General features: G+C 67.5%; 21 protein-coding genes and 1 pseudogene. 16 read left to right on the top strand and 6 right to left on the bottom strand.

All coding sequences use genetic code 11. The annotated features are described in order from the left end of the window. Nucleotides 1-22: 22 nt before the first annotated feature. Entirely contained in the window at nucleotides 23-817 is a 795-nt protein-coding gene (locus ACEUEL_RS03800; RefSeq protein WP_405702305.1) for a phosphodiesterase, read from the bottom strand. A 282-nt stretch (nucleotides 818-1,099) separates the two neighbouring features. Between ACEUEL_RS03800 and ACEUEL_RS03795 the strand changes: the two genes are divergently transcribed. From ACEUEL_RS03795 to ACEUEL_RS03760, 8 genes are all read left to right on the top strand, one after another. Beyond that, nucleotides 1,100-1,786, top strand: coding sequence for a cysteine hydrolase family protein (locus ACEUEL_RS03795; RefSeq protein ID WP_405702302.1), 687 nt, complete (start codon nucleotides 1,100-1,102; stop codon nucleotides 1,784-1,786). A gap of 99 nt (nucleotides 1,787-1,885) precedes the next feature. Continuing rightward, a complete protein-coding gene (locus ACEUEL_RS03790) occupies nucleotides 1,886-3,499 on the top strand; it encodes a regulator (RefSeq protein WP_405702300.1) in 1,614 nt (537 codons plus the stop codon). A gap of 102 nt (nucleotides 3,500-3,601) precedes the next feature. Then, nucleotides 3,602-3,970 (top strand): cupin domain-containing protein, encoded by a 369-nt coding sequence (locus ACEUEL_RS03785; protein WP_405702299.1) that lies wholly within the window; start codon nucleotides 3,602-3,604, stop codon nucleotides 3,968-3,970. A 462-nt stretch (nucleotides 3,971-4,432) separates the two neighbouring features. Beyond that, a complete protein-coding gene (locus tag ACEUEL_RS03780) occupies nucleotides 4,433-4,933 on the top strand; it encodes a hypothetical protein (protein ID WP_405702296.1) in 501 nt (166 codons plus the stop codon). Then, the gene (locus ACEUEL_RS03775) at nucleotides 4,930-5,577 is read left to right on the top strand and encodes a ribonuclease T2 family protein (RefSeq protein ID WP_405702293.1); all 648 of its coding nucleotides are present in this window, start codon (nucleotides 4,930-4,932) and stop codon (nucleotides 5,575-5,577) included. Before ACEUEL_RS03780 ends, ACEUEL_RS03775 begins: the two co-directional genes overlap by 4 nt. Nucleotides 5,578-5,608: 31 nt before the next feature. Beyond that, the gene (locus ACEUEL_RS03770; protein ID WP_405702290.1) at nucleotides 5,609-6,460 is read left to right on the top strand and encodes a 23S rRNA (adenine(2030)-N(6))-methyltransferase RlmJ; all 852 of its coding nucleotides are present in this window, start codon (nucleotides 5,609-5,611) and stop codon (nucleotides 6,458-6,460) included. Nucleotides 6,461-6,740: 280 nt separating this feature from the next. Further along, nucleotides 6,741-6,956, top strand: coding sequence for a cold-shock protein (locus ACEUEL_RS03765; protein ID WP_405702289.1), 216 nt, complete (start codon nucleotides 6,741-6,743; stop codon nucleotides 6,954-6,956). A gap of 77 nt (nucleotides 6,957-7,033) precedes the next feature. Continuing rightward, a complete protein-coding gene (locus ACEUEL_RS03760; protein WP_405702286.1) occupies nucleotides 7,034-7,645 on the top strand; it encodes a glutathione S-transferase family protein in 612 nt (203 codons plus the stop codon). A gap of 12 nt (nucleotides 7,646-7,657) precedes the next feature. Here ACEUEL_RS03760 and lysM read toward each other — a convergent pair whose 3' ends face one another. The 3 genes from lysM to ACEUEL_RS03745 form a co-directional block, all read right to left on the bottom strand. Continuing rightward, nucleotides 7,658-8,104 carry a peptidoglycan-binding protein LysM gene (lysM, locus tag ACEUEL_RS03755; protein WP_405702283.1) on the bottom strand — a complete coding sequence of 149 codons (447 nt, stop codon included), beginning with the start codon at nucleotides 8,102-8,104 and terminating at the stop codon, nucleotides 7,658-7,660. 162 nt (nucleotides 8,105-8,266) lie between these two features. Beyond that, nucleotides 8,267-9,055 carry an outer membrane protein gene (locus ACEUEL_RS03750; protein WP_405702282.1) on the bottom strand — a complete coding sequence of 263 codons (789 nt, stop codon included), beginning with the start codon at nucleotides 9,053-9,055 and terminating at the stop codon, nucleotides 8,267-8,269. Between the two features lie 310 nt (nucleotides 9,056-9,365). Beyond that, a complete protein-coding gene (locus ACEUEL_RS03745; RefSeq protein WP_405702279.1) occupies nucleotides 9,366-10,010 on the bottom strand; it encodes an outer membrane protein in 645 nt (214 codons plus the stop codon). 426 nt (nucleotides 10,011-10,436) lie between these two features. Between ACEUEL_RS03745 and ACEUEL_RS03740 the strand changes: the two genes are divergently transcribed. Next, the gene (locus ACEUEL_RS03740) at nucleotides 10,437-11,210 is read left to right on the top strand and encodes an SDR family oxidoreductase (RefSeq protein WP_405702276.1); all 774 of its coding nucleotides are present in this window, start codon (nucleotides 10,437-10,439) and stop codon (nucleotides 11,208-11,210) included. A gap of 1 nt (nucleotide 11,211) precedes the next feature. Here the strand turns inward: ACEUEL_RS03740 and ACEUEL_RS03735 are convergent, their stop codons facing one another. Continuing rightward, complete coding sequence (locus tag ACEUEL_RS03735) at nucleotides 11,212-12,147, bottom strand: DMT family transporter (RefSeq protein WP_405702274.1); 936 nt, start codon at nucleotides 12,145-12,147, stop codon at nucleotides 11,212-11,214. Between the two features lie 97 nt (nucleotides 12,148-12,244). On the opposite strand from ACEUEL_RS03735, the gene uvrC reads away from it, so the two are divergent. The 4 genes and pseudogenes from uvrC to ACEUEL_RS03715 all read left to right on the top strand — a co-directional run. After that, the gene (gene uvrC, locus ACEUEL_RS03730) at nucleotides 12,245-14,290 is read left to right on the top strand and encodes an excinuclease ABC subunit UvrC (RefSeq protein ID WP_405706556.1); all 2,046 of its coding nucleotides are present in this window, start codon (nucleotides 12,245-12,247) and stop codon (nucleotides 14,288-14,290) included. A 95-nt stretch (nucleotides 14,291-14,385) separates the two neighbouring features. Further along, complete coding sequence (pgsA, locus tag ACEUEL_RS03725) at nucleotides 14,386-15,021, top strand: CDP-diacylglycerol--glycerol-3-phosphate 3-phosphatidyltransferase (protein ID WP_405702272.1); 636 nt, start codon at nucleotides 14,386-14,388, stop codon at nucleotides 15,019-15,021. A 2-nt stretch (nucleotides 15,022-15,023) separates the two neighbouring features. Beyond that, nucleotides 15,024-15,275 (top strand): molybdopterin converting factor subunit 1, encoded by a 252-nt coding sequence (gene moaD, locus ACEUEL_RS03720; RefSeq protein WP_405702271.1) that lies wholly within the window; start codon nucleotides 15,024-15,026, stop codon nucleotides 15,273-15,275. Between the two features lie 45 nt (nucleotides 15,276-15,320). After that, nucleotides 15,321-15,815, top strand: a pseudogene (locus ACEUEL_RS03715) (molybdenum cofactor biosynthesis protein MoaE); the annotation flags it as partial. 182 nt (nucleotides 15,816-15,997) lie between these two features. On the opposite strand, the gene ACEUEL_RS03710 reads toward ACEUEL_RS03715, so the two are convergent. Next, on the bottom strand, nucleotides 15,998-16,885 hold the full coding sequence (locus ACEUEL_RS03710) for a branched-chain amino acid aminotransferase (protein WP_405702269.1): 888 nt from the start codon (nucleotides 16,883-16,885) through the stop codon (nucleotides 15,998-16,000). A 262-nt stretch (nucleotides 16,886-17,147) separates the two neighbouring features. Between ACEUEL_RS03710 and ACEUEL_RS03705 the strand changes: the two genes are divergently transcribed. From ACEUEL_RS03705 to ACEUEL_RS03695, 3 genes are read left to right on the top strand one after another with little or no spacing between them, the layout of a single operon-like run. Continuing rightward, nucleotides 17,148-17,726, top strand: a complete 579-nt coding sequence (locus ACEUEL_RS03705; RefSeq protein WP_405702266.1) for a MarR family winged helix-turn-helix transcriptional regulator — start codon at nucleotides 17,148-17,150, stop codon at nucleotides 17,724-17,726. A gap of 30 nt (nucleotides 17,727-17,756) precedes the next feature. Beyond that, entirely contained in the window at nucleotides 17,757-18,491 is a 735-nt protein-coding gene (locus ACEUEL_RS03700; protein ID WP_405702263.1) for a response regulator, read from the top strand. After that, nucleotides 18,488-19,912, top strand: coding sequence for an ATP-binding protein (locus ACEUEL_RS03695; RefSeq protein WP_405702260.1), 1,425 nt, complete (start codon nucleotides 18,488-18,490; stop codon nucleotides 19,910-19,912). The genes ACEUEL_RS03700 and ACEUEL_RS03695 overlap by 4 nt, the downstream gene beginning before the upstream one ends.

The following is a 19,912-nucleotide window of genomic DNA, read 5'->3' as shown; positions in this document are numbered from 1 at the left end:
CGGGGAAAGAGGTCGCCCCCGATCAGAAGAAGGGTAGCGGACCTCGAAACCGGCCGATCGGAACGTGATGCGTCACCAAGCCCTGCCCCGGTATCCACTGGTGCAGCAGCATCGCCGGCGGCTCGACGAACGAGGCCGGCTCGGCCGCGGGGTGGAGCCGCAGGGCGATGGCCGTCGTCGTGCTGGGCGCGGCCACCAGCACGGTGCCGCCGAACCGGGCCTGCATCAGCCGGTGGACATGACCGCAGAGAATACGCTCGACCTGAGGATGGCGGGCGATGAGAGTGGCAAGCCGGTCGCCGCCCCGGCAATTATAGGCGTCGATGCAGTCCATGCCCGAGCGGATCGGCGGCTGGTGCATCATGACCAGTGTCGGCCGCTCACCTCCTGCCGAAAGAACGCCCTCCAGCCAGCATTCCGCAGCCTCGTCGAACGAGCCGTGATGCTCGCCCGGCACAGTGACATCCAGCGCGACGATGCGCAGGTCGCCATGATCCCGAACGAAATGGATCGGGCCCGAGGCCGGCATCGGTATGTGATCGGCGAAAGCGACACGGAATCGTTCGCGATCGTCGTGGTTGCCGGGAATGATCAGCAGCGGCGCCCAGATCGCACTGAGCATCTCGCGGGCGACGGCGTACTCCGCGTCGCTGCCGTCGTCGACCACGTCGCCCGTCAGCAGCACGAGATCGGGCGCGGGATCGAGACCGGCCAGATGGTCGAGCGCGGCGGCGAACATCGCGTTGGAATCGACCAGGCCCTGATAAAGCTCCCCCTTCGGCCGCAGGTGCGGGTCGGAGATCTGGGCGATGAGCATCGGCGCACCTTGTCGTTATGGAGGTCGAGGCGCCGGGAGGCCACCCACCATGCGTACCCCGACAGACCCGTCATGGTCATGACGAAAATTTGTGCAAGTGACGCAGATAAAGACGCTGAAACACCAGCACACAGGAAGTGTCACTAGAATTAAACAATTGATAAAAAAGGATATTTCTAGATAAAAATCTGGCACGCGAGATGCATACATCATTGTATGCACATCGCGGAGGCGATCCCTGCATCGAACGCATTTTCGTTCACGTCGTGCCGGGAGACGCCGATGCCTCAGCTCAGCCTTGCCGCCGAACCCTCGCCGCTTGCCTTCGACCCCGCCCGCACGGCGCTGGTGATCATCGACATGCAGCGCGACTTCCTGGAGCCGGGCGGCTTCGGCGAGACGCTGGGCAATGACGTCTCTCTGCTCCAGGCCGCCGTCGGCCCCTGCAAGGCGGCGCTGAACGCCGCCCGTGCCGCTGGCATGCTGGTCATCCACACCCGCGAGGGCCACCGCCCCGACATGCACGACGCCCCGCCCGCCAAGGTCAACCGCGGCGAGCCGGCGGCGCGGATCGGCTGCGCCGGGCCGATGGGTCGCATCCTCATCCGCGGCGAGGACGGCCACGACATCATTCCCGAACTCTACCCCGCCGCGGGCGAGGTGGTGCTCGACAAGCCCGGCAAGGGCGCGTTCTACCAGACCGACCTCGAACTGATCCTCCGCAACCGGCATGTCGACACGCTGCTCATTTGCGGCGTCACCACCGAGGTCTGCGTCCACACCACCATCCGCGAGGGCAACGACCGCGGCTACCACTGCGTGGCGCTGGCCGATTGCTGCGCCTCCTACTTCCCGGAGTTTCACCGCGTCGGCCTCGAGATGATCAAGGCGCAGGGCGGCATCTTCGGCTGGGTCTCAGATTCGGCGGCGCTCATCGCCGCTCTCCACGCCAAGGCCAGGGCGGCCTGAGCGCGCCACCCCGCGGCACCCGGCCCGCACCAACGCACGCCTGCCGGCGCCGCACTACCCATCGTCTGGACCGACACTCGATATCGAGGGGATGAAAGCATGTCAGCGAATGAGATGAGCCCGATATCGCCCTCCAGGATCGGCATGCGGCCGGTGATCTGGACCCGGGGCGACTGGAATGCGCTGTTCGGCTTCGGCACCAACATCCTGGTCAACATGCTGGTGCTGACCGGGCTGCTGCAGTTTGTGCTGAAGATGCCGCCGGAGATCGTGTTCGGCCGCATCCTTCCGGCGGTCGGTCTGATGATGTTCCTGTCGACCGCCTATTACGCTTTCCTCGCCTACCAGCTGGCGAAGAAGACCGGCCGCGACGATGTCTGCGCCCTGCCCTCGGGCATCTCCGTGCCGCACATGTTCGTCGTGGTGTTCGTCATCATGCTGCCGATCGGCGCGGCCACCGGCGATCCGATCCAGGGCTGGGAAGCCGGCCTCGTCTGGGTGTTCTTCCAGAGCTTCATCCTGATGATCGGCGGCTTCGTCGCCCCCTACATCCGCAAGATCACCCCGCGCGCCGCCCTGCTCGGCACGCTGGCGGGCGTCTCCATCGCCTTCATCTCGATGCGCCCGGCCTTCGAGATCTTCACGACGCCGGTGATCGGCCTTACCTGCTTCGCCATCATCATGGTGAGCTGGTTCGGAGGGGTCCGGTATCCGAAGGGCATTCCGGCCGGCCTCATCGCCATCGCCGTTGGCATGGCCATCGCCTGGGGCTCGAACCTGTTCGGGCTCAACTACGGCGGCATGAGCGTCGAGAAGCTCGGCGCCTCCTTCGCCAATTTCGGCTTCTCGATCCCGCTGCCGGCCTTCGACCACGTCTTCCACGGCTTCAAGTATCTCGGCGTGATCCTCGTCACCGCCATCCCCTTCGGCATCTACGATCTCGTCGAGGCGATGGACAACGTCGAGAGCGCCGAAGCCGCCGGCGACCACTTCCCCACCACCCGCGTGCTCTCCGCCGACGGCGTCGTCAGCCTGATCGGCTGCCTGATGGGCAACCCCTTCATCAACGCCGTCTACATCGGCCATCCCGGCTGGAAGTCGATGGGCGGGCGCATCGGCTATTCCGCCGCCACCGGCGTGATGGTGCTGCTGCTGGCCTGGTTCGGCATCATCGCCGTGCTGCTGGCGCTGATCCCGGTGGTCGCGATCTCGCCGATCCTGCTCTACATCGGCATGCTGATCGGCGCGCAGGCGTTCCAGACCACGCCCTCCCGCCACGCCCCGGCCGTCGTGCTGGCGCTCACCCCGCATCTCGCCGCCTGGGCCAAGCTGCTCATCGACAACTCGCTGAACCTCGCCGGCACCTCCGCGCACAAGATCGGCGTGGAGACCATGGGCGCGGTCGGCGTGCTCTATCACGGGCTGGAGGTGATGGGCGGCGGCGCCATCCTGGTCGGCCTCGTGCTCGGCGCCATCGGCGTCTTCGTCATCGACCGCAAGTTCACCCACGCGGCAGCCTTCGCGCTGGCCGGCGCGGTGCTGACCTTCTTCGGCTTCATGCATGGCGAGGCGGTCGGCATCGCGGTGACGCCGACGGTCGCGGCCGCCTATGTCATCGTCGCCGGCTTCCTGTTCGGCTGCGCCAAGTACTCGGCTGTGGAAGTCCTGCCGGAGGCGATGATGCCGGACGCCCACGCGGCGCCGGCGGAGTGATGCAGAAGGGCGGCTTCCTGCTGCCCAACGGCCCTTGGAGAGCCTTGAGGCGGCGCGGCCCATCCCCCAGGATGGCCGCGCCATCGCCGTTCAGGAGCCTCCATGTCGTCCACACCTCCGTCTCACCTTCTGCGCTTCGATGCCGACACCCTCGGCGTGCCGGACGAAAGCGCGCCCGCGCCGGAAAAGATCGTCGCAGGCGATCCCCGGCATCTGACGTGGAATGTGGAATCCCTGTTCGACGACACGCTCTTTGCCGGCATCTGGCAGTCGACCCCGGGGGCCTGGCGGGTCGACTATGAGGAATGGGAATTCTGCAGCCTTCTGGAAGGCGTCTCCGTCCTGCACGAGGACGGAAAGCCTCCGGTCCGGCTGGAGGCCGGCGACAGCTTTACCCTGCGACCGGGCTTCAAAGGCGTGTGGGAGGTCGTCGAGACCACCCGCAAGCTCTACGTCATTCGGCTGACCTGATCCGGGCAGCCCCTCCCGCGGACGGGCCGCACCGTGCTAAAGTCGCGGCAGAGGGTGGCTGCCATGGGGACACCGGCTCGACATCATTGGGCGCACCGGGGCGCAGCCGCCACTCTGGCGCTGGCCGGCACTCTCCTCATTGCCGCCGAATCGGACGCCCAAACGGACTGCACCTGCCGGGCACAAGGGCGGGACATGCATCATGGCGAACGCCTCTGCCTCTCCACGCCGAAGGGGCCCCGATTCGCCATCTGCGGCATGGACCAGAATGTCGCCAGCTGGATTTTCAGCGACGAACCCTGTGCCCTGACCGGAGCACCACCCCTGCGCCGCCTCGCATCGGCGGCCGCCGGCCCCGCATCGACCGGATATCCGATGAATTTCTGGGAGGTGTTGCCGCGCCGTCCTTGACCCTCGCACAGGCCGGACGCATCGTCCCGCAGAAGGTTTGGGAGTCTGGGGATGCGCGGCAGGAACAATGAGGCTCGGCGGAGCGGGGTACGGCGTGCCGTGGGGGCGGCGCTGGCGATCGTGACGCTTGCCGCCTCGTCCGGAAGCGGCCAAGCGGCCAGCTTTCTGGAGAAGAATTTCTGGCTGTCGGGCCCGAACTACAGCGGCGACGTTCCGGCCTGCGACACGCCGCAGGCGCTGAGCCGCATCGCCGACCGCTTCCACGAGACGATGACCCGTTTCTGGAACGCGAATCTCACCCTGGACAGCTTCGACCGCGTGCACCAGATCGCATTCCGCCCCTGGGGTGAGGAATACCAGCCCCGCCGCTACTGCTCGGCGCGGGTTTTCGTGGCCAACGGCCCGCAGAGCAAGCCGATGCCGCACACCGTCTACTATTCGATCATCGAGGATGGCGGCTATATCGGCTTCTCCTGGGGTGTCGAATGGTGCGTGGTCGGGCTCGACAAGGGCTGGGGCTACACGCCCAACTGCAAGATGGCGCGTCCATGAAGTGGCTGGCGGCGCTGCTCCTGGCTCTTGTCAGTGGCGGATCCGCCGCAGCCCAGCAGCCGGGAACGCCCGGCCAGTTCGATCACTACGTCCTGTCATTGTCGTGGTCGCCCACCTATTGCGAGACCGCCGGCGCGGATGCCGAACCCTCGCAATGCCGTCGTGGTCGCCCTTTCGCCTTCGTGGTGCACGGCCTCTGGCCGCAATATGAGCGCGGCTGGCCGCAGGACTGCCTGAAACCGGCGCCGCGCGTGCCGGAAGCGATCGTGCTCGGCATGCTGGACCTGATGCCGAGCCGCCGGCTGGTCATTCATGAATGGCGCACCCACGGCACCTGCTCCGGCCTCGGCGCCGACGCCTATTTCGAGACGATCCGCCGCGCGCGTGCGGCCGTGGCGATCCCCGAACCGTATCGCCGCATCGACGCCTATAAGATGGTGTCGCCCGGCGAGGTCGAGACGGCGTTCCTCGCGGCCAATCCCCGGCTGCAGCCCGATATGATCGCGGTCGGGTGCGACGGCCGCCGCCTCACCGAGGTGCGCATCTGCATGGATCGCGGCCTCAAGTTCACCCCCTGCCCCGATGTCGATCGCCGCGCCTGCCGGGCCGGGCGGATCGTCATGCCGCCGATGCGCGGCGGTTGAAAGCCGCGGCGGCGACGGCTATGGCCCCGCCATGAATTATCGCCACGCCTTCCACGCCGGCAATTTCGCGGATGTCGTCAAGCATATCGTCCTGGCGCGCGTCCTCACCTATCTCGCGCGCAAGGATAGCGGCTACCGCTACATCGACACCCACGCCGGCGCCGGGCTGTACGACCTGCGCGGCGACGAGGCCGAGCGCACCGGCGAGTGGGTCGAGGGCGTTGGCGCGATTCACGGCCTCACCTTCGCGCCGGAGGTGGAGGCACTTCTCGCCCCGTGGCGGGAGGCCGTCGCGGCGGTCAACCCCGCGGGCGGCCTGCGCTTCTATCCCGGCTCGCCGCTGGTCGCGCGAGCCCTCGCCCGCCGCCAGGACACGCTGCTGTGCTGCGAGACCGTGGCCGGGGTGCGCGACTCGCTGGTCGAGGCTCTTGAGGACGACCGGCGTGCGAAGGTGCTGGCCTTGGACGGCTGGCAGGCCCTGCGCGGCCAGGTGCCGCCCCGGGAGCGGCGCGGCGTCGTGCTGATCGACCCACCCTTCGAGGCGCCGGGGGAGTTCGATCGCCTCGCGGACGGTATCATCGAAGCGCATCGGCGCTGGGCCGGCGGCGTGCTCATCGCCTGGTACCCGATCAAGGATGTCCGCGCGGTGGACGCCTTCCGGCGTAGCGTGACCAGGGCGCGCATCCCCAAGACGCTGCGGATCGAATTCGACCTGCGCACGGTACGGCAGGTCGATCGCCTTTCCGGCTGCGGGCTGGTCGTCGTGAACCCGCCTTTCACCCTCGTCGACGAGGCCCGTGCGATCTTCGGCGCGCTGGCGCCGCATCTGGCGCTGGACGGCGAAGGGCGGGTGCGCATCGGCTGGCTGATACCCGACGCCTGAGTCGCCGCGCGGAGCACGGGCGCGGGCAAGTTCGGCACCCCGAGCGCAGGGGCGCCGCCAGGGATTTTCGCCGCTCGCCGCATATCCAGGCCATTCGTGTCGGCAGCATCCGGGCAATGGCCCCGAACAACCGCGGCGGGCGAAAGCGCTGCCGTTCGCCTGCGCCGGGACGCGAACGCGCCATTCGGCAGCGAACGGCACCGGTTTTGCTTGACTGACGGACAGGAAACGACCGGCGTCGGGGGCTGGCGCCGGATCGTGGGGTGAGGAGCAGGGTGCGATGGCGATGACGGGTACCGTCAAATTCTTCAACACCGAAAAGGGCTACGGCTTCATTCGTCCGGATGACGGCGGCCGCGACGTCTTCGTTCACGTGTCGGCCGTGACGCGCTCAGGGCTCGGGGCGCTGGCGGAGGGACAGCGCGTCAGCTTCGAGGTGGAACCCGACAAGCGCGGCAAGGGACCGAAGGCCATCGACCTCCAGCCCGTCGACTGATACGAGACGTGGCTCGCCGGAGGATGGCGCGGCGCTCCTCGTCGCGCAATTCCGGCGGCCGATAGGTTTCGCGTGCCATGATGAAGTTGCGCTCGTCTCCCGCCTCGCCCTTCGGGCGCAAGGTCAAGATCGTTGCCGCCCTGTGCGGCGTCCATCTCGACGTCGTCCCGGCGGACACCACCGACCCGACGGAGGTGCTGCGCACGCAGAACCCGCTCGGCAAGATTCCGGTGCTGCTGCGCGAGAATGCTCCACCAGTCTTCGATTCCCGTGTGATCGTCGAGTTTCTCGACATCACGGCCGGCGGCGGGCGGATCATCCCCGCCGCGGGCGAGGCGCGCATCGCCGCGCTCACCCTTCAGGCGCTTGCCGACGGGCTGATGGATGCGGCCCTGCTCCAGGTCTACGAAAAGCGTTTTCGGCCGGAGGAACGGCGCAGCGGCGACTGGGTCGCCACACAGGCCGGCAAGGTCTCGCGCGCCATGGTCGCGCTCGAAAGGCAACCGCCGGAAGCGGGCGGCGTGACAGCACCCGCTCATATCGGCGAGATCGCGGTCGCCTGCGCGCTCGGCTATCTCGACCTGCGTTTCGCGGGCGAATGGCGTGCCAGCCACCCGGCATTGACCGCATGGCTGGACGGTTTCAGTGCGCGCGTGCCTGCTTTCGAGGCAACCCGCGCCACGAGTTGAGCGGTCGCCCGCTCAGTTGAGCGGGGGAATGCGAAGCACCTGGCCGGGATAGATCTTGTCCGGGTGCGTCAGCATCGGCCGGTTGGCCTCGAAGATCACGGTGTGCTTGGCACCCTTGCCCTTCCCGTAATTCTCCTCCGCGATCTTCCAGAGCGTATCGCCCTTCTTGACGGTGTAGAACACCGCCTTGGGCGCTTCCGCCTGAACGACCAGTTGCTCGTCGACCTGCGCGATACCGATATTGTTGCCGAGGGCGAGAATGATCTTCTCGGCTTCCTCCGTGCTCTTGGCGGCACCGCCGAGCGAGACCTTGTCGCCATCGACCCTGATGTCGAGACCGGACGTGTCGAAGCCCAGCTTCTCCACTTCCTTCTTGAGCGTGTCGGCCGACGGCGCCGCCTCGGCGCTCCCCCCGAACAGCTTCTCGCCGACACCCTTGATGAAGTCGTAAATGCCCATCATGCCCTCCGTGACTGCCTGCACACGCGGCAGCCTCGCCTGATGCTAGCAGCACGGCCGGCATGCGACGATATGGGATGCGGTCGGGACGGCACGAAAAAGGCCCGGACCTTGCGGTCCGGGCCATCGCATGCGCCACCCTGTCGAAGCGGTTTGGCCGCCTCAGAACTTGTAGTTCACACCCGCCTTCACGGTCTGGATCGCGTAGTCGAGGTCGCGGTGGTTGAACACGCCGCTGAAGCTCGAGGAACCCACATCGGCGTAGAGGTATTCGGCCTTGACGGTCCAGTTGTCGGTGATGGCGTATTCACCACCCGCGCCCAGCGTCCAGCCCCACGACGTGTCGCTGTAGGAGGCCGCGGTGACCACGTCCGGACCGATCACGCCGCCGACTTCGGCATTGCTGACCACCACTTCCGTCCGCTTGATATCGGCCCAGGCCACGCCACCCGTGATGTAGGGCAGGAAGCGGTCGACGGCATAACCGAGACGGGCGCGGATCGTGCCGAAGGTCTCGACCTTCGAGCTGATCGTGCCGGCCTGGAAAATGTTGTTGTCGATGTCGACGAACTGCGAATAGCCGGAGTAGTTGAAGTTCTCGTTCATGTCGGCGAACTGGACGTCCGCCTCGACGCCGAGCACGACATTATTGTCGAACTGGTAGTTGTAGCCGGCCTGAAGACCGCCGAACCAGCCCTCGGGCTGCAGGCTGCCCGAGCGGAGGAAGTCGAAGTAATAGTCGTCCGCCGCGGCGATGAAGGCGTTGGTGCCGCCGACATCGGTCCAGCCATAGCCGGCATTCGCGCCGATATAGAAGCCCGTCCAGCTGAACACCGGCACCGGCGCATAAGCGACGGGCGCCGCCTTGACCGGATAGGACATATCGGCCGCGAGCGCCGGGGCCGCCGCCAAAGCCGCGAGAGCGGTACCGCACAGGAGCTTGCGAAGCATGATGGTTCTCCTTGAGTTCGATTGAACCTTTCATAGACCCTCGCAGAACACTCCGCTATTGCAAAAATACAACGCAAGACATCGCTGGAAATGATCTAAGATTCATTTATGTATATCGTAATTAATATTTCGATAAAATAATGTTCTTGTTTTGACGCGTCGGCATTCAGGGCATATTGCGCATCAAAACATGGTTAAACATGCCTTAACCCGATAGTTGTTCATCGAAAAAAGCGAAGGGGCCCCGGACGTTTCCGTCCGGAGCCCCGCGCAGCGACCGTGGGGAAGGCAGGGGCCTTCCCGGCTCGACTCAGAACTTGTAGTTCACGCCCACGCGGCCGACATTCGCCTTCACGTCGGTGTTCGCACCGATGCTCTGGTAATATTCGTCGCCGAGGTCGAGATAGAGATATTCGGCCTTGACCGTCCAGTTCGGCGAGATGCCGTATTCGAGGCCCGCGCCAACCGTCCAGCCGACATGGGTGTTGTCGCTGGTCGCGCCATCGAACGAGACCTCGTTGTGGCCCCAGGCGAAACCGCCGGTCAGATAGGGCAGCACATTGTCGAAGGCGTAGCCGACACGCCCCCGCACGGTGCCGAAATAGTCCATCTTCGTGCCGTAGCTGCCGACATTGTCGTTGATGTCCGAGCCCTGCAGGTCAGCCTCGGCGCCGATGACGACATTGTTGCCGAACTGGTAGTTCACGCCGATCTGGCCACCGCCGAGCCACCCGTCGGGCGAGAGTGAGGCATACCCCGTCGGGTTCGAGCTGTCCCCCCACGCATAGCCGGCATTGCCACCGATATAGAAGCCGCTCCAATCGTAGGACGGAGCCGCGATGATCGCGGGCGGGGCCTTGGTGGGATAGGGCGCGGGCGCGATATCCGCCGCGAAAGCGGGCGCGGCGAACATGAGGCCCGCCGCAGCAATGCCCGAACCGATGATCTTGTACATGCGAGCTAACTCCGACCGAAAACGACACAACGCAGTCATCGATTGGATAGTTCCCCAGCTTGTCCGGTGAAGGGCCGGAATGCGGCAGAAAATGACATATAATGGGACGCCGATATTTCACGCTGCCGTGAGGACGCGGCGCGATCCGGCTGCATTCGCGTGGTTTTCCGACGACGGACGGGCGGCGATTACCTTGCGTGAACGCGCGTGAGAGAGCGGAATCATGCCACTTTGCAGGTTCGGACGCGCCGATCTGGCCGACATCCTCCCGATATCCGGAAGACTCCCGCAAATCGATGAGCGCCCGGCGCGATCCGAACCGGCACGGCGCCCGTATGGCCCGTCAGGCCATGAAAGGACACCCGCTCCCGACCCGGATTGGCTAGAACGGTCCGGACACTGGCCCCACGAACCGCGCGAGGAAGCATGATGCGATCGGAAACGGGATGCCGCGGCGTCGCGCTCGTCACCGGCGGCGCCGTCCGCATCGGCCGGGCCATCACGATGCGCCTCGCGGCCGCCGGCTACGCGATCGCGATCCACGGCCGGCCGGGGCGTCCGGAGCCGCAGGCGCTGGCAGCTGAGATTTCCGCCGCCGGCGGACAGGCGATCGCCCTGTTCGCCGAACTGGCCGAGGCGGATGCGGTGGCTGCGCTGATCCCCGCGGCCCGCGCCGCCCTCGGGCCGGTGACGCTGCTGGTCAACAACGCCTCGGAATTTCACGACGACGAGGTCGGCCACCTCGACATCGAGCAGTGGGACCGGCACTTCGCCGTCAACCTGCGGGCGCCGGTCTTTCTCGCCCAAGCGCTCGCGGCCGGGCTGGCGGAAGACACAGGCGGTGCCGTCGTCAATCTCGTCGATCAGCGCGTGCTGAAGCCCACGCCGCGCTTCTTCTCCTACGGCCTCACCAAATCCGCGCTCGCCACGGCGACGCTCACGCTGGCGCAGGCGCTCGCCCCGCGCGTGCGGTTGAACGCGGTCGCGCCCGGGCCGACGCTCGCCAACCTGCGCCAGAGCGCCGAGCATTTCGCGCAGCAGAGCGCCGCCGTCCTGCTGGGGCGCGGACCGACGCCCGAGGAGATCGCCGAGGCGGTCCTCTATCTCGCCGAGGCGCGCAGCATCACCGGCCAGATCCTCGCCGTCGACGGCGGGCAGCACCTCGCCTGGCGCACGCCGGACGCGACCGGACCTGAATAAGTCAGCGCCGGCGCGCGTCGGCCAGCGTGAACCAGCCGATGCTGGCCATCACAAGGATGCCGCCCGCGAACTCCATCGGCGTCACCGCCTCGCCCAGGAAAAAGAAGCCGAGCAGCATGGTGGCGACCGGGCTCACCGTGCCGATCGTCGCATTCGCCTGCGCGGAAATGCGCTGTAACGCCGCGTTCATCAGGAAGGTCGGCACGACGGTTGCGAAGATCGCCAGGAACACCGCGATCGCAAACAGGTGCGAGGACACCATCAGCGACGACAGGGGCCGCAGCGCAATGAACTGCGCGAGCGCGGCGATGGACGCGGCCGTCATCGCGATGCAGGTGAACAGGCTCGCGCCGATCTTGCCGATCAGCCCTTTCGCGATCAGCTGATAGAGCGCGAAGGCGATCGCCGCGAGCAGCACCCAGCCGGCGCCCCGCGCGACATCGGCGCCGCCGGCGGAGAAGTTCTGCGCGAAGATGATCGCCAGCCCCCCATAGCTGAGCAGAAACGCCACCAGGGCCCGCCGCTTGATCGGCAGGCCGAAGAACAGCGCTCCGAACAGCACGACGAACAACGGATAGGTGAACAGGATCAGCCGCTCGAACGCCGCCGAGATGTATTGCAGGCCGAGGAAATCGGTGTAGCTCGAGAACCAGTAGCCCAGCAGCCCGACCAGCGCCGCCTTCGTCACCAGCCCGAGGCGCGGCAGCGCCACGCCATTCCCGCGCTGGCGCTGCACAGCGAACAGCCCGATGGCGAGGTAGACCGGCAGCGACAACCCCATGCGCAGCGCCAGCAGGAGTTCGGCATCGGCACCGGCGGCATAGGCGAGCTTCACCGCTACCGCCTTCGAGGCGAACAGGATCGCCCCGCAGACGGCGAGACCATAGCCGGCCAGCGGCACGGGACGATCGGAGGATATCGGGGAGGCCGTGGACATGAGATCGCCTCTTACACCCGCGCCGGCCCGTCCGCACCTGTGGGCCGGCGCAATCCTCCCCTGTTCCCGGCGCGCACGAATCCCTATTTTGGCGGCGATGAACCCGCGCCCGCCCCATTCGCCGCCCGATCTCGAAGCCGACGAACCCGATATCGCCGACACCGAGGACGAGGCGCTGCTGCCTCTCGCGAACGAGGGCGAGGAGGCGATCCCGGCGGAAGGCACCGTTGCGCTCGGCCGCGCCGCCATCCTGCGCGCCAGCAGGCATGCCCCGAACGGGCCGGGCGTCTATCGCATGATCGGATCGGGCGGCGACGTGCTCTATGTCGGCAAGGCGAAGAGCATCAAGCGGCGCATCATCGCCTATACCCGCCCGACCGGCCTCACCTCGCGCATCATGCGTATGGTGGCAGCCACCGCCGAGATGGAATTCGTCTCCACCGGCACCGAGACCGAGGCGCTGCTGCTCGAGGCCAACCTCATCAAGCAGCTGAAGCCGCGATTCAACGTGCTGCTGCGCGACGACAAGTCGTTTCCCTATATTCTCATCACCCGCGACCACGGCGCGCCGCAGATCACCAAGCACCGCGGCGCCCGCTCCCGCCCCGGCGACTATTACGGCCCCTTCGCCTCGGTCTGGGCGGTGAACCGCACCATCAACGCGCTGCAGAAAGCCTTCCTGATCCGCTCCTGCACCGACAGCTTCTATGACGGGCGCACCCGCCCCTGCCTGCTGTTCCAGATCAAGCGCTGCGCCGGCCCCTGCACCGGCGAGATTTCGCACACCGATTACGCGGAACTGGTCGAGGAAGCCCGCGGCTTCCTATCCGGCAAGAGCCGTGCGGTGAAGGAGCATCTCGCCCGCGAGATGGAGCAGGCGGCCGAGGAGCTCGAATTCGAGCGTGCCGCCGCGCTGCGTGATCGCCTTGCCGCGCTATCCGCCGTGCAGGGTACCCAGGGCATCAACCCGCGCGGGGTCGAGGAAGCCGACGTGTTCGCCGTTCATCAGGAGGGCGGGGCGACCTGCGTGCAGGTGTTCTTCTTCCGCACCGGGCAGAACTGGGGCAACCACGCCTTCTACCCGCGCGCCGACCGGTCGCTCGGGCCGGCGGAGGTGCTCGACGCCTTCCTCGCCCAGTTCTACGAGGACAAGCCCTGTCCGCGCCTCATCCTGCTCAGCCACACGGTCGAGGACCAGGACCTGCTCGCCGAGGCGCTCGCCACCCGCACCGGCCATCGGGTGGAGATCGCGGTTCCCCAGCGCGGCGAGAAGCGGGAACTTGTCGAGCACGCCCTGCAGAACGCCCGCGAAGCGCTGGGCCGCAAGCTCGCCGAGAGCGCGAGCCAAACCCGGTTGCTGGAGGCGCTGGCAACGAGCTTCAAGCTGCCGCGCGCGCCGCGCCGCATCGAGGTTTACGACAATTCCCACATCATGGGCACCAATGCCGTCGGCGGGATGATCGTGGCGGGGCCGGAAGGCTTCGCCAAAAGCCAATACCGCAAGTTCAACATCCGCTCGGCCGATCTCGTCCCCGGCGACGATTACGGCATGATGCGCGAGGTGCTCACCCGCCGCTTCTCGCGCCTGCTGCGCGAAGCGCCGCGCGCATCGGCGCAAGCCGACGCGACCGCGGAACCCGGTGCGCAGCCCGTGCCGGAAGCGACTTCGCCGGAAGTCGCCGATTCCGCCTGGCCCGACCTCGTGCTGATCGACGGCGGTCCCGGGCAGCTCAAATCGGCGATGGAGACGCTGGCCGAGCTCGGCATCGCCGACGTGCCGCTCGTCGGCGTCGCCAAGGGGCCGGACCGCGATGCCGGCCGCGAGACCTTCTACCGGCCGGGCGAGACACCGTTCCGGCTCGAGCCCCGCGATCCGGTGCTCTATTTCGTTCAGCGCCTGCGCGACGAGGCCCACCGATTCGCCATCGGCTCGCATCGCGCGCGGCGGAAGAAGGACATTACTCAGGCCGGCCTGCAGGAGATCCCGGGCGTCGGGCCCACCCGCAAGCGGGCGCTGCTGCGCCATTTCGGAACGCTGAAGGCGATCGAGCGCGCCTCGCTGGCCGATCTCGAAAACGTGCCCGGCATCAATCAGGCCACCGCCCGCGCCGTGCACGACTTCTTCCACGCCCGTCCCGGCTGAGCTTTTCCGCGGGCGGAAAGCGTCTTCCGCGGCGCGTCAACATTGACGGCGCGCCATCGGATAGCTACCTGCGGGGGAGCGGAGTGGGGACGAGCATGGTGGACGCCACGACGAGCCGTAAAGGCGCACCGGAACCGACGGTGCCGCGGCGCAGTCATGCCCTCGGCCTGCCGAACATGCTCACCTATGGCCGCTGCGTGGCCGTACCGCTGCTGGCCGCCTGCCTGTTCTGGTCGGATATCCTCGCCGGAGGCCTCTGGCTGCGCTGGGCGGCGCTCGTCATTTATGCCGCAGCCGCCATCACCGATTTCTTCGACGGCTATCTCGCCCGCGCCTGGTCCCAGCAATCGGCCATCGGGCGCATGCTCGATCCCATCGCCGACAAGCTTCTGGTCTCCACCTCGCTCCTGATGCTGGCTTCGGACGGCACCATCCGCGGCTGGTCGCTGTGGGCGGCGGTGGTGATCCTGTGCCGCGAGATTCTCGTCTCGGGCCTGCGCGAATTCCTCGCCGAACTGCGGGTCAGCGTGCCGGTGACCCAACTCGCCAAGTGGAAGACCACCGCCCAGCTCGTCGCCGTCGGCGTGCTCATCGCCGGCCCCGCGGCCGACAAGCTGCTGCCGGGCACCACGCTGGCCGGCATCGTGCTGTTGTGGATCTCGGCCATCCTCACCCTCTACACCGGCTGGGACTATTTCCGTGCCGGCGCCCGTCACCTGATCGAGGACTGACCGTGCGGATCGTCTATTTCGCCTGGGTGCGCGAGCGCATCGGCCGCGACGCCGACGAGATCGATCCGCCACCCGAGGTGCGCACGGTCGGCGATCTCGCCGCCTGGCTCGCCGGACGCGGCGAGGAATATGCGAGCGCCTTCGCCGATCCGAAGGTGGTGCGCGCCGCCGTCGATCGTGTCCATGCCCGCCCCGGAAGCCCCATCGCTGGCGCGCGCGAGATCGCCTTCTTCCCCCCCATGACCGGCGGGTGACGGCGCCTCCCGAGGAATCCGGGACCGGGCGGCGTCCGCGGGACCATGGCACCTGCCGTTCCGCCCAAGCGTGAGGACCGAGCCGTGTTCACCGTCCGCATCCAGCACGAGGATTTCGACGCCGCCGCCGAATCGGCCCGCCTCGCATCAGGCCGGACCGATATCGGTGCCGTCGTCACCTTCACGGGTCTTTGCCGGGCCGACCCGGACGACAAGGGCGCACCGCTCGCCGCGCTGACGCTGGAGCACTATCCCGGCATGGCCGAAGACGAGATCGGCCGCCTGCTAGACGAGGCACGGCGGCGCTGGCCGCTGACGGGAGCGACGGTCATCCACCGGCACGGGCGCATGGTGCCGGGCGACAACATCGTTCTGGTGGTCACCGCCTCAGCCCATCGCGGCGCCGCCTTCGCGGCAGCGGAATTCCTGATGGACTGGCTCAAGACCAGCGCGCCGTTCTGGAAGCGCGAGGAACGTGCCGACGGGTCCGGCTGGGTCGCGGCAAAGGTCAGTGATGACGATGCCGCCGAGCGCTGGGCCGCGCGCTCCTCCTCCCGGTGGGAGCTTCCGGATGACGAAGCGACACCTAAACCTCCCACGCCACGCTGGGAGGTTCCGGACGAGGACGGCCCCTGAACCGGGAGCCGAGTGAGGGCCGAAACACGCCCGGCCCACGCGACGATATCAGGGACGCCGGCTTGAAGAGCCGGCGCCGGGCGGCCTCACGCCGCTTTCTTCTTCGGCTGCACTTCCGCCGTGTAGTCGTCCATCAGCGTCCGCGTGACGGGGCCCGGCTGGTAATGCCGGCCGTCGATCTCGGAAACCGGCGTCACCTCGGCGGCGGTGCCGGTGATGAAGCACTCGTCGAAGCTGTCCAGCTCCTCGGGCATGATAGCGCGCTCATTCACGGTGTAGCCGCGCCGCGTGGCGAGCTCGATCACCGTCTGGCGGGTGATGCCGTTGAGGAACGCATCCGCCTCCGGCGTGTGGATGACGCCGTCCTTCACGAAGAAGATGTTGGCGCCGGTGCATTCGGCGACGCGGCCGCGCCAGTCGAGCATCAGCGCATCGGCGAAGCCGGCGCGCTCGGCCGCGTGCTTCGAGATGGTGCAGATCATGTAGAGCCCGGCCGCCTTCGAGGTCGAGGGCGCGGTCTGCGGATCGGGACGGCGATACTTCGCCATGCCGATGCGGATGCCCTTCAGCCGCTGCGCGGGATCGAAATAGCTCGGCCACTCCCAGGCGGCGATGGCGAGGTGGATCTGGTTGTTCTGCGCCGACACCCCCATCATGTCGGAGCCGCGCCACGCCACCGGGCGCAGATAGGCATTGGTGAGCTTCTGCCGGGCGAGGATCTCGCGGCAGGCGGCATTGATCTCCGCTTCGCTGTAGGGAATCTCGAAATCGAGCAGTTCGGCGCTGTGCTTGAGGCGGGTGGTGTGCTCCTCGAGCTTGAAGATCTCGCCGCCATAGGCGCGCTCGCCCTCGAACACGCAGCTGCCATAGTGCAGCCCGTGGGTCAGCACATGCACCTTGGCATCCTGCCACGGCACGATGACGCCGTCATACCACATCCAGCCGTCGCGTTTGTCGAAGGGCTCCGCCGACATCTCGATCTCTCCTCACGCGGGTGTTCCGGGCCTCGCGCCCGCCGCCCGCTCATCCTCCGGGCTCGCGCCCGGTTGCCGGGCCTTCGGCCCGATTTGCGTTCCGGTTCAATTTTGCCTTGGCGCCGAACTCCGGTATCGTCCAGCGCTGAAATTGAACAAGGGTTCAGTCCGACGCAACATGGAGCGTTTCCGGCCGCCTGTGCCGAACGATCCTTTCGTTGCGACGGTCATCTGGGTAACGATCATAACGAAAAAAGTCAACATGGCTGACATAAATATCCCTGTGCCCGAACGAACCGCCGACGCCGGAGCCGGCGCCGCTCCTCGCACCAACGAGGCCGGCGGCGCCGAGCCGCTGGTCGATCTGATCGAACTGCTGTTCTTCGCCTACAAGAACTTCGTCAGCGACCCGGACGAGGTGCTGCAGCGCTTCGGCTTCGGCCGGGCGCACCACCGCGTGCTGCATTTCGTCAACCGCCACCCCGGCATGCGCGTGACGGACCTGCTCGACATCCTGCGCATCACCAAGCAGAGCCTCGGCCGGGTGCTGCGCGAACTGGTGGATCAGGGCTTCGTCGATAGCCGCGCCGGCGCCTCGGACCGGCGCCAGCGCCTGCTCTACCTCACCCCGAAGGGCGAGGCGCTGGCGCGCGACTTCATCGCCCTGCAATCGGCGCGCATCGAGCGAGCACTCGCCGAATGCGGGCCGGACGCACGGGCCGGCGCCCGCCGCTTCCTTGTCGCCATGATCGATCCCGATGATCGGGCGGGTATCGAGAAACTCATCACCCGGGCCGACCGCGCGAACGAGCGGACGGGGCGCATCCGCGCCGCCGGCTGACGGCGGCGCACCGAACCACGGATCTAGTCCATGTTGAATTCCGTCGACCCGGCTCCCGCCAAGACGGCGGCCACACCCGCCGACGACGCCCCCCACCTGTTGCTGGTGGATGACGATCGCCGCATCCGCGATCTGCTCTCGCGCTTCCTCGGCGAGCACGGCTTCCGCGTGACGACCGCCGCCTCCGCGGCCGATGCCCGCGTCAGTCTCGGCGGCCTCACCTTCGACCTGCTGATCCTCGACGTGATGATGCCGGGCGAATCGGGCTTCGACCTTGCCCGCTTCGTGCGGACCACCTCCAGCGTGCCGATCCTCATGCTCACCGCCCGATCCGAGCCGGGCGACCGCATCCAGGGTCTGGAGATCGGCGCCGACGACTATCTCGGCAAACCCTTCGAGCCGCGCGAACTGCTGCTGCGCATCGGCAACATCCTGAAGCGCGCCACCGTGCCGGCGCCGCAGGCGATCGAGAACGTGCGCTTCGGCGCCTTCCTGTTCCATCTCGCCCGCGGCGAACTCACCCGCGACGGTGAGCCGGTGCGCCTCACCGACCGCGAGCGCGACATGCTCCGCATCCTCGCCGAGCGCCCCGGCGAGACCGTGCCGCGGCAGGCATTGGCCGCGCCGGGCGCGCAGGCCGCCGGCGACCGCGCGGTCGACGTGCAGGTGAACCGGCTGCGGCGCAAGATCGAGCGTGATCCCGCCAATCCCTCCTATGTGCAGACCGTCCGCGGCTACGGCTATCGGCTGGTGGTCGCGCCTTGAGTCACAACCCGGGCGGACGCCTCGCCGCCGAGGACGCCGTCGCCTCGGCCCGCACCCGGCTGCGCGCGGCCCTCGCCTGGCTCAACGCCGGCGGCACCCGCTTCGGCGCCTGGTTCAACCGGGTCATGCCGAAGGGCCTCTATGCCCGCTCGCTGCTCATCATCGTCACGCCGATGGTGGTGCTGCAGTCGGTGCTCGCCTTCGTGTTCATGGAGCGCCACTACAACGCCGTCACCCAGCGCCTCTCCGCCGCCGTGTCGCAGGATGTCGCCGCGCTGGTCGACCTCTCGGCGAGTTTCCCCACCGCCGCCGACCACGACCTGATCAAGAAGGTCGCCCAGCAGCGGCTTGGCCTCATCGTCGAGTTCCGGCCCGGCGAGACCCTGCCGCCGCCGGGGCCGAAGCCGTTCTTCTCCATCCTCGATTCGGCGATGACCACCGAACTCGCCCGGCGGCTGAAGAAGCCGTTCTGGACCGATACGGTCGGCAACTCCAACCTGATGGAGATCCGAATCCAGATCGACGCCGGCACGGTGATGCGGGTCTTCGCCCGGCGCAGCCAGGCCTATCTGTCGAACTCGCACATCTTCCTCGTCTGGATGGTCGGTACCTCGCTGGTGCTGCTGGCGGTCGCGATCCTGTTCCTGCGCAACCAGATCAAGCCCATCGAAGCCCTGGCGGAGGCGGCCGAAGCCTTCGGCAAGGGCCGGGAGGTGGGCGACTTCCGCCCGCGCGGCGCGCGCGAGGTGCGCGGTGCCGCCCGCGCCTTCATGGAGATGAAGCGCCGCATCGAGCGGCAGATCGAGCAGCGCACCACCATGCTCGCGGGCGTGTCGCACGACATGCGCACCATCCTGACCCGCTTCAAGCTGGAGCTCGCCTTTCTCGGCGACGGGCCGGAATTCGAAGCGCTGCGAAAGGATGTCGACGAACTCCAGAGCATGCTTGAGGCCTATCTCGCCTTCGCCCGCGACGACAGCGGCGAGCAGCCGGTGCAGGTCGACCTCGCCCAGATGCTCGACGAGATCCGCGTCAACGCCGAGCGGCACGGCACAGCCTGCACGGCGCGCTTCACCGGACCGCCGCTGGTGATGGCCCGCGCCGACGCGCTGCGGCGCTGCATCACCAATCTCGTCAACAATGCCGGCCGCCACGGCAAGCATGTCGACGTGAACGGCACGCGCGACGCCCGCTGGCTGATCGTGACCGTCGACGACGACGGACCGGGCATCCCGGCCGACCGGCGCGACGACGTGTTCCGGCCGTTCCTGCGGCTGGACGATGCCCGCAATCAGGATGCCGGCGGTTCCGGCCTCGGCCTCACCATCGCCCGCGACGCCGCGCGCGCCCATGGCGGCGACATCACGCTGGGCGAGGCTCCGCTCGGCGGCCTCAGGGCCACCGTACGCATCCCGGTCTAG

Source organism: Ancylobacter terrae, from assembly GCF_045108345.1.
Classification (GTDB): domain Bacteria; phylum Pseudomonadota; class Alphaproteobacteria; order Rhizobiales; family Xanthobacteraceae; genus Ancylobacter.
The sequence above is the reverse complement of the archived record's forward strand: the minus strand, read 5'-3'. Positions and strand labels throughout refer to the sequence as shown.